Source organism: Rathayibacter sp. AY1C1, assembly GCF_002932105.1.
Classification (GTDB): Bacteria; Actinomycetota; Actinomycetes; order Actinomycetales; family Microbacteriaceae; genus Rathayibacter.
In genome coordinates this window covers 1-10383 of the sequence record NZ_PSWH01000057.1, presented here as the reverse complement: position 1 = coordinate 10383, position 10383 = coordinate 1, and the positions used below count along the sequence as shown (strand labels likewise).

Here is a 10383-nt window from a genome sequence, read left to right as displayed (position 1 = left end):
CCTCCCGACCCCGATCACCCCAGGAGTCCCCTCATGTCCGTCGTCCTCGTCGTCAACAGCGGATCGTCGTCGTTCAAGTACCAGCTCATCGAGATGACCACCGAGGAGACCCTCGCCGGCGGCCTCGTCGAGCGGATCGGCGAGGACACCGGCCGCACGAAGCACACCCGCGACGGGGAGTCGTTCGAGATCGAGGGGCCGATCCCCGACCACACCGCCGGCTTCGACGCGATGATCCGCGCGTTCGGCGAGCACGGCCCGAGCCTCGACGAGTTCCCTCCCGTCGCCGTGGGCCACCGCGTCGTGCACGGCGGCAAGCGCTTCTTCGAGCCCACCGTCGTCACCGACCTGGTCAAGATCAACATCGAGGACCTCGCCGACCTCGCCCCGCTGCACAACCCCGCGAACCTCGAGGGCATCGAGGCGGCGCAGAACGCCTTCCCGGACGTCCCGCACGTCGCCGTCTTCGACACCGCCTTCCACCACACGATCCCGGCCGAGGCGTCGACCTACGCGCTGCCCGCCGAACTCGCCGAGAAGCACCGCGTCCGCCGCTACGGCTTCCACGGCACCTCGCACAAGTTCGTCTCGGAGGCCGCCGCCGCCTATCTCGGCCGCCGCCGCTCCGACCTGAAGACGATCGTCCTGCACCTGGGCAACGGAGCGTCCGCCTGCGCCGTCGACGGCGGCGTCTCCGTCGAGACCTCGATGGGCATGACCCCGCTCGAGGGCCTGGTGATGGGCACCCGCTCCGGCGACCTCGACCCGGCCGTCGTCTTCCACCTGGCCCGCAAGGCGGGCCTCTCGATCGACGAGCTCGACACCCTCCTCAACCGCCGAAGCGGCCTCCTCGGCCTCACGGGTCGCGGCGACATGCGGGACGTCCAGGAGGCGGCCGAGGCCGGCGACGAGCAGGCCCGCGCCGGGCTCGAGGTCTACTACCACCGCCTCCGCCACTACATCGGGGCCTTCTACGCCCAGCTGGGCCGCGTCGACGCCGTGGTGTTCACGGCGGGAGTCGGCGAGAACGTCGCCGCCGTCCGCGCCGGCGCCCTCCGCGGCCTCGAGGGCCTGGGCATCGAGCTCGACCCCGAGCGCAACACGTCCTCCGACCGCGGCGCCCGCCGCATCTCCACCGACGACTCCCGCGTCGCCGTCCTCGTCATCCCCACGAACGAGGAGCTGGAGATCGCCCGGCAGTCCTTGTCGGTCGTGTAGCGGCGGAGCCGCGACACGACTCGCGGCCGGCTTCCAGGGGTGGTGGCTCCCGTGGAGCGGGTCCTGTCGGGCTGCCCTCAATCGCTCGCACGCGATTCCGGGTCGCGGCCCTCTTCCGAATACTCGGGCCCTGCTGCTGGTCGAGTAGCCGCGGGACGCGGCGTGTCGAGAGCCACCGAGTACGAGGGGGATCTCGATGCGCCCGCTGTGCGGGCTGCTCCATCCGCAGGAGCCGGCTGTGGAGCCCCGGCTCAGGGCAGCAGGCGCGCGTCGCCCGCGTAGAGGTTGAAGCCGGAGCCGCGGCTGAAGCCGATCAGGGTGAGGCCGGAGTCGCGAGCCAGGTCCACCGCCAGCGACGACGGGGCACCGACCGCGGCGAGCAGGGGGATGCCGGCCATCACGGCCTTCTGCACCAGCTCGAACGAGGCGCGCCCCGACACCTGCAGCAGCGTCCCCCGCAACGGCAGCCGCCCCTCCCGGAGCCCCCAGCCGACCACCTTGTCCACGGCGTTGTGCCGCCCGACGTCCTCCCGGAGCACCAGCAGCGAGCCGTCCGCGTCGAACAGCCCGGCCGCGTGGACGCCGCCCGTCCGCTCGAACACCGCCTGCGCCTCGCGGAGCCGATCGGGGAGCGAGACCAGCAGCTCCCGCTCGACCCGCAGGTCGTCCTCCGCGACGCTCCACGCCGAGTCGGTGGCGACCGCTTCGAGCGACGCGAGCCCGCACACTCCGCACGAGCTCGTCGTGTAGACCGACCGCTCGCGCTCGAGCAGCACGGCCTCCCGCCCGCCGCGGACGCTCGCGTCGACCACGTTGTACGTGTTCTCGCCCGGCCCGGAGCCGCTCGCGCAGTAGCGCATCGCCGCCAGCTGCTCCGACTCTGTGAGCACCCCCTCGGACACCAGGAATCCCGCGACCAGGTCGAAGTCGTCGCCGGGTGTGCGCATGGTCACGCTGAAGCGCCGTCCGCCGACGCGGATCTCGAGCGGCTCCTCGACGGCCAGGACGTCCTCGCGACGGCGGGGCGGATCGTCGGCGCGGACGGCGGTCAGGCGGGTGCGGGCGACACTGCGGCTCATGGGTCTCCTCAGGCGGTGGAGGTCATCCTCCCACCGGGAACCGGGAGCGATGCCGGGGTGCGGACGTACGATGCAGGAATGGTCGATGACGCCGAGCCCCGCGAGAGTCCGATCGACGAGAGCCGCCTCTCCGTCCGGTCGCCGAAGAGACGCGCCGTCGGGATCCCCGGCGTCGCCCACGCCCTCGAGATCTCGCTCAAGCAGATGGGCCCGGTGCGCAGCGCCGAGACGCTCCTGCGGGTGAACCAGAAGACCGGCTTCGACTGCCCGGGCTGTGCCTGGCCGGAGGGCGACAAGCGCCACGTCGCCGAGTTCTGCGAGAACGGAGCGAAGGCGGTCGCCGAGGAGGCCACGCTCCGCACCGTCACATCGGCCTTCTTCGCCGCGCACCCCGTCGCGGAGCTGGAGGAGTGGGACGACTTCGCGCTCGGCCAGCAGGGCCGGCTGACGGAGCCGATGCTGCTCGAGGAGGGCGCCACGCACTACCGGCCGGTGGGCTGGGACGAGGCGCTCGACCTCGTGGCCGAGGAGCTGCGAGCCTGCGCGAGCCCCGACGAGGCGATCTTCTACACGTCCGGCCGGACCTCGAACGAGTCCGCCTTCGTCTACCAGCTGATGGTCCGCGGCTTCGGTACGAACAACCTGCCCGACTGCTCGAACATGTGCCACGAGTCCAGCGGATCCGCCCTCACCGAGACGATCGGGATCGGCAAGGGCTCGGTGAGCCTGCGCGACGTGGAGCGGGCACCGCTGATCATCGTCGCCGGCCAGAACCCCGGCACGAACCACCCGCGGATGCTGACCGCGCTGGAGCGCGCCAAGCGCGCCGGCGGCACCATCGTGGCCGTCAATCCGCTGCCGGAGGCGGGGCTGCTCCGCTTCCAGAACCCGCAGACCGTCCGCGGCACCCTGGGCGACGGCACGGCCCTCGCCGACCACTTCCTCCAGGTCCGGCTGGGCGGCGACCAGGCCCTGTTCCAGGGTCTGGGCAAGGCGCTGCTCGAGGCGGAGGAGGCGCGCGGCGACGTCTTCGACCACGCCTTCATCCGCGAGAGCACCGGCGGCCTCGCCGAGTACCTCCACGGGCTGCGGGAGGTCCAGTGGGACGAGATCGAGCGGGCGAGCGGGATCGACGAGAGGCGCATCCGCACCGTCGCCGAGCTGATCGCGGCGTCCGAGGGCACCGTCGTCTGCTGGGCGATGGGCCTCACGCAGCACGCGCACTCGGTCGCGACGCTCAAGGACGTCGTCAACGTGCTCCTGCTCACCGGCAACATCGGCAAGCCCGGCGCGGGCGTCTGCCCGGTGCGCGGCCACTCGAACGTGCAGGGCGACCGCACGATGGGCATCTTCGAGCGGATGCCGGACTCCTTCCACGACGCGCTCGACCGCGAGTTCTCCTTCTCCTCCCCGCGCGTGCACGGGACGGACACGGTCGCCGCGATCCGGGCGATGCGCGACGGGAAGGCCCGCGTGTTCATGGGGCTCGGCGGCAACTTCGCCCGGGCGACGCCCGACAGCGGAGTGACGGAGGCGGCGATGCGCTCGCTCGCCCTCACCGTCCACGTCTCGACCAAGCTCAACCGCTCGCACGTGGTCACCGGCCGGCGCGCGCTGATCCTGCCCACCCTCGGCCGCACCGACTCCGACGTGCAGCGCTCGGGCAAGCAGCGGGTCACGGTCGAGGACTCGATGAGCGCCGTGCACGCCTCCCGGGGCCGCCTGCGCCCGCCGAGCCCGGGCCTGCGCTCGGAGGTGGCGATCCTCACGGGGATCGCGGAGCGGCTGCTCGAGGGCCGCGAGAACGTCCCCCGGGTCGACTGGGCGGGTCTGCGCGACGACTACCGCCGCATCCGCTCGCACATCGCCAACGTCGTCCCCGGTTTCGACGGCTTCGAGGCCCGGATCGACGTGCCCGGCGGCTTCGTCCTCCCGCACCCGCCGCGCGACTCGCGCCGCTTCGACACCCCCTCCGGCCTGGCCCGCTTCACCGCGAATCCGCTCGAGTACCCGCGGGTTCCGGAGGGCAGGCTGCTGCTGCAGACGCTGCGCTCGCACGACCAGTTCAACACCACGATCTACGGCAGGGACGACCGCTACCGAGGGATCCACGACGGCCGCCGGGTGGTGTTCGTCCACGCCGACGACGTCGCCGAGCTGGGCTTCGCGGACGGCGCGATGGTCGACCTGGTCTCGGAGTGGCCCGACGGCGTCGAGCGGCGGGCGGAGGCGTTCCGCGTCGTGGCGTACGACACGCCCCGCGGCTGCGCGGCCGCCTACTACCCCGAGACGAACGTCCTCGTGCCGCTGGACTCGACCGCGAAGATCAGCAATACGCCGACCTCGAAGTCGGTCGTGATCCGCCTCGAACCGGCGGCGTAGGCCTCACCAGGGCAGCGGCAGCAGGCGCACGGAGTCGCCTGCTGCCGCTCCCGGTGCGGGCACGACGGCCACGGCCTCCGAGGCGGCGAGACCGGTGAGCATGTGCGAGCGGATGCCGGCGGAGGCCCGCCAGCCGTCCTCGCCGGAGGAGACGGGCACGAGCACCGTGGTCCCCGCGCGCCCGAGCGGCTCGGCGAGGACGCCCCGGCCGAGGGGCCGGGCAGCGGCGCCGGACGCCGCGTCGAGGGCCGGCGGCAGGAAGGAGAGCGCCGCGAGCAGGGCGGCGAGCGGATTGCCCGGCAGAGCGATCACCAGCGTCCCGCCCGGCAGCAGCGCAGCCATGGTCGGGTGGCCGGGGCGCATGCCGACGCCGTCGACGAGGACGCGCGCGCCCACCGTATCGAGGGCGCGACGGACCGCGTCCACCCGGGAGCGCCCGGTCCCGCCCGTCGTGAGGAGGATCGGCGCCGTGCCCGCCAGCAGCGTCCGTGCGATCACCTCCTCGTCGTCGCCGCGGCGCACGACCTCTCCCACGGCTCCGCCCGAGAGCTCGACCAGCGCGGGCAGCAGCGGCGTGAACGCGTCGCGCACCCGTCCGGCGGGCGGCATCCCCTCGGTGTCGACCTCGTCCCCCGTGAGGAGCAGGTCGACCGCGGCGGGCGGGCGGACGTCGAGCGCGTCGATCCCGGCGACCGCGAGCAGGGCGAGGTGCGCGGGAGTGAGGCGGGTCCGGGCATCGACCAGCACGGCTCCGCGGGCGGCCTCGTCGCCCGCGCGTCGGACGTGGCGGCCGGGCGGGAGGAGCGCCCGCGCCGTGAGCAGGTCGTCGCGGATCGCGCCCTGCTCGGACGGCAGCACCGCGTCGCTCCAGTCGGGCACGGCGGCTCCGGTGACGATCGGAGCGGCGGTGCCGTCCTCGAGCGGCCAGGGCCCGGGTCCGCGCACGGCCCAGCCGTCCATGGCCGAGGAGTCGTAGTGGGGGAGCGGCCGGGCGGCGGTGACGGCGCGGTCGAGGACGGCCCCGCGGGCGTCGAGGAGGGGGACGGTCGAGACGCCGGAGCGCGCCACCGCTTCGCCGACGATCCGCCTGGCCTCGTCCCAGTCGGTCGCCTCGTGCCCGTGCGCGCTCATCCCGTCCATTCTCCCGGGGCTCGGGGCGGGCCCTGGGCAGGACCCGCCCCGTCGGTCATCCCAGGTAGCCGTTCGGGTTCAGCACGAACTTCTTCGCGGCGCCCTTGTCGAAGTCGGCGTAGCCGCGGGGAGCGTCGTCCAGGCTGATCGCGGTGGCCTGGACCGCGTCGGCGATGTGGACCCGGTCGTGCAGGATCGCCATCATCAGCTGCCGGTTGTACTTCATAACAGGGCACTGGCCCGTGGTGAAGGACAGCGACTTCGCCCAGCCGAGCCCGAGGCGGATCGACAGCGAGCCCTCCTGGGCCGCCTCGTCGACTCCGCCCGGGTCGCCCGTGACGTAGAGGCCCGGGATGCCGAGGGCGCCGCCCGCCGCGGTGATCGACATCAGCGAGTTCAGCACCGTCGCCGGCGCCTCCTTCCCCGAGTCGGCGCCGTTGCCGTGCGCCTCGAAGCCGACGGCGTCCACTCCGCAGTCGACCTCGGGCACGCCGAGGATCTGCTCGATCTGGCCGGCCGGATCGCCCTTCGAGACGTCGACCGTCTCGCAGCCGAAGGAGCGCGCCTGCGCCAGACGCTCCTCGTTGAGGTCCGCGACGATCACGACGGCCGCTCCGAGCAGCTGCGCTCCGACCGCCGCGGCGAGTCCGACCGGTCCCGCTCCTGCGACGTAGACCGTGGAGCCGACGCCGACTCCGGCGGTCACCGCGCCGTGGAAGCCCGTCGGGAAGATGTCCGAGAGCATCGTCAGATCGAGGATCTTCTCGAGCGCCTGATCGCGGTCCGGGAACACCAGGAGGTTCCAGTCGGCGTAGGGGACCATCACGTACTCGGCCTGCCCGCCGACCCAGCCGCCCATGTCGACGTAGCCGTACGCGCTGCCCGGGCGGTCCGGATTCACGTTGAGGCAGATGCCGGTCTTGCGCTCCTTGCAGTTGCGGCAGCGGCCGCAGGCGATGTTGAACGGCACGGACACGATGTCGCCGACCTTGACGAACTCGACGTCGGGGCCGACCTCCACGACCTCGCCGGTGATCTCGTGGCCGAGCACGAGGTCCGACGGAGCGGTGGTGCGGCCGCGGACCATGTGCTGGTCCGAGCCGCAGATGTTGGTGGAGACGGTGCGGAGGATGGCGCCGTGCGGCAGCTTCCGCCCGATGTTCGCCGGATTGACGCCGGGTCCGTCCTTCAGCTCGAAGGTGGGGTAGTCGATGTCGATGACCTCGACGACTCCGGGGGACTTGTAGGCGACGGCTCTGTTGCCTGACATGCGGGGCTCCTTCAGATGGACGACCGCGGCGCAGTCGGCCGCGGGAGTCCTGCGCCGCTCTCGGTCCGAGCCGCGGCACCGGGACTCGGGGGAACCGTACGGCGTCGGCCTGGTGCCGGATCGAGGCCGGTGGAGTAGCGTCTCAGGAGGCGTGCGGACGCTCGTCCACCGCCCGGTGCGAGGCCGTGAGCGCCGCGTCGAGCGCGTCCCGGCCGCCCCCGGCCAGGCCCGCCGCGTAGCCCGCGAGGAACGTGGTCAGCGGAGCCGCCGGCCGGACCACTCCGTGCGCCGCGCGACCGGCGAGGGCGAGCAGGGCGTCCGGGTCCACCGGGACCTCGCCGAGGCCGAGCGCGGAGCACAGCTCGGCCCACCAGCCGGCGAGCACCTCCTCCGTGGGGCGGGCGCCGTCGGAGGCGGAGGGGCGGGGGCCGGTCGTGTCGTCCATCCGCTCAGTCTGCGCCGCGCGGGCCCGGCAGGTCGATCCCGTGCCGGAGCGCGTCGGCGGGCGCGTCGACGTCGTCGGTCGTCCCTCCGGGCACCGTCACGAGCCGCGGGGGAAGGTCCCGGAGGAGGGCGCGCACCGAGGCGCCGTCGGGATCGCCGAGCGCGGTGAGCGCTTCGACGAGGGCCGCTCGCCGGTGCACGCCGAGGAGCTGCTGGGCTCGGCCGCTCGCGTCGACGGCCAGGAGGGAGGCCTCGACGGCGTTCGACGCGACCTCGAGCAGCGTGTGCACGGCGGGAGCGGGGGCGACGAGATCGGCGGCGAGAACGACGACCCAGTCCGGAGCGCCCGGGCGGTCGAGCAGGGGCAGCGCGGCGGCCAGGCCCGCGACCGGGCCGCCGAACGGCGGATCCTCCTGGACGAGCTCGGCGCCGTCGACGGCCTGTGCGAGCGACGACGGTCCGGCCACGACCCTCCGCTCGGCTCCGCGCACGGCTGCGAGGGCGGTGCCGAGGAGCGTCGACTCGCGGTGCCGGAGGAGCGGCTTGACCGCGCCGCCGAGGCGGGAAGCGCGTCCGCCGGCGAGCACGACCGCGTCGAAGCGGGGGAGCGGAGGCGGCGGGAGCACGGGACCGAGGCTACGCGCGCTCCGGTCTCCGCCGTCCCGGCTCCGGTGTCGGAGGTCGCGGCTACTCTTGTCGGGTGGTAGCAGCCCTGTATCGCCGGTACCGGCCCGAGACGTTCGCCGAGATGATCGGCCAGTCCCAGGTGACGGATCCGCTCATGACGGCGCTCCGCACCAACCGCGTCAACCACGCCTACCTCTTCAGCGGCCCCCGCGGCTGCGGCAAGACCACCTCGGCGCGCATCCTCGCCCGCTGCCTCAACTGCGCGACGGGCCCGACCGACACCCCCTGCGGCGTCTGCGACAGCTGCGTCGAGCTCAGCCGCGAGGGCCAGGGCTCACTCGACGTGGTCGAGATCGACGCGGCGAGCCACAACGGAGTCGACGACGCGCGCGATCTGCGCGAGCGCGCCATCTTCGCCCCGGCGCGCGACCGCTTCAAGATCTTCATCCTCGACGAGGCGCACATGGTCACGCCGCAGGGCTTCAACGCGCTGCTCAAGATCGTGGAGGAGCCGCCGGAGCACGTGAAGTTCATCTTCGCGACCACGGAGCCGGACAAGGTCATCGGCACGATCCGCTCGCGCACGCACCACTACCCGTTCCGGCTCGTCCCGCCGGCGCAGATGCTCGACTACACGCAGGAGCTCTGCGAGCGCGAGGGCGTGCACGTGGCGGCGGGCGTGCTGCCGCTCGTGGTCCGCGCGGGCGGCGGGTCCGTCCGCGACACGCTCTCCCTGCTCGACCAGCTGATGGCCGGCTCCGAGGCCGAGACCGTCGAGTACGAGCGGGCCGTCGCCCTCCTCGGCTATACCCACGGCGCCCTGCTCGACGAGGTGGTCGACGCGCTCGCCGAGCACGACTCCGCCGAGGCGTTCGGAGCGGTCGACCGCGTCATCCAGACGGGGCAGGACCCGCGCCGCTTCGTCGAGGACCTGCTCGAGAAGCTCCGCGACCTGATCGTCGTCGCCGCGACCGGGGGAGCGGCCTCGGCCGTCCTCCGCGGCGTCTCGCAGGACGAGCTCGACCGCATGGCCGGCCAGTCGCGCGCGCTCGGCCTGGCCGAGCTCTCCCGCATCGCCGACGTGGTCAACGAGGCCCTCACCGAGATGACCGGTGCGACCTCGCCGCGCCTGCACCTCGAGCTGATGATCGCCCGCACCCTGGTGCACGGCACCGGCGCCGGCATCGCGCCCGCTGCGGCCCAGGAGGAGCGCCCGCGGCACGTGGCCCCTCCGCGCGAGACCGCGGCGCCCGCCCCGCGGTCGTCCGAGGCGTCGCGCGCGTCCGAGCCGTCCCGTGCGCCCGAGCCCCACCACGCCTCGCACGCCGCCGCTCCCGGCTCGGTGCCCGAGTCCATCGCGGCCGCTCCGCGCACCGAGGCGCCGGTGACGGCGTCCGCACCGGTCGCTGCGCCGCCGGTGAAGGGGCCCGACGAGACGGCGGCCGCGCCGGAGGCGGACGAGTCCGCGCCGGCCGAGTCAGGACGCCCCCGCGCGACGACCGCCGCGGCGGCTCGTCCGGAGCCGGTCGGGCAGGAGCCGTCGGATCAGGCCGCTGCGTCCACTGAGGCGGCCCCAGCCTCGGCGCCCGCTGCCTCCGCACCCGCTGCGGCCGCGGGCGACGCATCCGCCGACGGCGCGGTCACCCTCCAGCGGATGAAGGACACCTGGCCCGAGATCCTCGAGGTCGTGCAGAAGGCGAAGATGACCGCCTGGCTGGTGGCCTACACCGCCCAGGTGCGCGCCCTCAAGGACGACGTGCTGACCCTCTCGTTCCCGAGCCAGAACGACGTCGAGTCGTTCAAGATGCCGGGAACCGCCGGGCAGCCCGGAGTCAGCGAGTACCTGCGTCAGGCGATCCAGCAGGTCCTCGGCCTGCGGGTGAAGTACATCGCCCGCGTCGAGCCTCGCGCCGCCGCCCCGGAGGCCGAGCGCGCCGCCGTCGAGGCGACCGCCGCGCCCGCCCCGGCTGCGCCGATCCCGGCCGCGACCGGCTCCGACGGCTGGGCCACGGTGGCGATCCCCGCCGATCCGACCCCTGCGGCCGAGGCGGCTGCTCCCTCCGCTCCGGTGGAGGCCCCCGCCGCGGCCGCCGAGCCGGTGCGCGCCGCCCCCCTCGCCGCCGCTGAAGCCGCTCCCGCCGGCGACGAGCCCCCGTTCGACGAGGAGCCGCCGGAGGAGGACATGCCGCCGGTCGAGCCGCCGATGCCCGACTCCTGGGCGACCGTCGCACC

8 protein-coding genes are annotated in these 10383 nt (G+C 73.9%); 3 read left to right on the top strand and 5 right to left on the bottom strand.

Annotated elements, in window-relative coordinates; translation table 11 throughout:
- Window positions 1-33 precede the first annotated feature (33 nt).
- Window positions 34-1218 (top strand): acetate/propionate family kinase, encoded by a 1185-nt coding sequence (locus C5C71_RS16790; protein WP_104338149.1) that lies wholly within the window; start codon window positions 34-36, stop codon window positions 1216-1218.
- Window positions 1219-1469: 251 nt separating this feature from the next.
- On the opposite strand, the gene fdhD is transcribed toward C5C71_RS16790, so the two are convergent.
- Window positions 1470-2297: a formate dehydrogenase accessory sulfurtransferase FdhD gene (gene fdhD / locus C5C71_RS16785; RefSeq protein ID WP_104225120.1), complete on the bottom strand. Its 828-nt coding sequence runs from the start codon at window positions 2295-2297 to the stop codon at window positions 1470-1472.
- Window positions 2298-2375: 78 nt separating this feature from the next.
- Here fdhD and C5C71_RS16780 point away from each other — a divergent pair, with 78 nt between their 5' ends.
- Window positions 2376-4679: an FdhF/YdeP family oxidoreductase gene (locus C5C71_RS16780; protein ID WP_104338148.1), complete on the top strand. Its 2304-nt coding sequence runs from the start codon at window positions 2376-2378 to the stop codon at window positions 4677-4679.
- Window positions 4680-4682: 3 nt separating this feature from the next.
- On the opposite strand, the gene C5C71_RS16775 is transcribed toward C5C71_RS16780, so the two are convergent.
- The 4 genes from C5C71_RS16775 to C5C71_RS16760 all read right to left on the bottom strand — a co-directional run bounded on the left by C5C71_RS16775 (window position 4683) and on the right by C5C71_RS16760 (window position 8150).
- Window positions 4683-5810: a molybdopterin molybdotransferase MoeA gene (locus C5C71_RS16775; RefSeq protein ID WP_181065754.1), complete on the bottom strand. Its 1128-nt coding sequence runs from the start codon at window positions 5808-5810 to the stop codon at window positions 4683-4685.
- Between the two features lie 55 nt (window positions 5811-5865).
- Window positions 5866-7080 carry a formaldehyde dehydrogenase, glutathione-independent gene (fdhA, locus tag C5C71_RS16770; RefSeq protein WP_104225123.1) on the bottom strand — a complete coding sequence of 405 codons (1215 nt, stop codon included), beginning with the start codon at window positions 7078-7080 and terminating at the stop codon, window positions 5866-5868.
- Between the two features lie 142 nt (window positions 7081-7222).
- On the bottom strand, window positions 7223-7525 hold the full coding sequence (locus C5C71_RS16765) for a DUF6457 domain-containing protein (RefSeq protein WP_219814208.1): 303 nt from the start codon (window positions 7523-7525) through the stop codon (window positions 7223-7225).
- A 4-nt stretch (window positions 7526-7529) separates the two neighbouring features.
- Window positions 7530-8150, bottom strand: a complete 621-nt coding sequence (locus tag C5C71_RS16760; RefSeq protein WP_258068763.1) for a molybdenum cofactor guanylyltransferase — start codon at window positions 8148-8150, stop codon at window positions 7530-7532.
- Window positions 8151-8224: 74 nt separating this feature from the next.
- Here C5C71_RS16760 and C5C71_RS16755 point away from each other — a divergent pair.
- Window positions 8225-10383: DNA polymerase III subunit gamma and tau (locus C5C71_RS16755; RefSeq protein ID WP_146084519.1), on the top strand; the 2159-nt coding region annotated here is incomplete at its 3' end.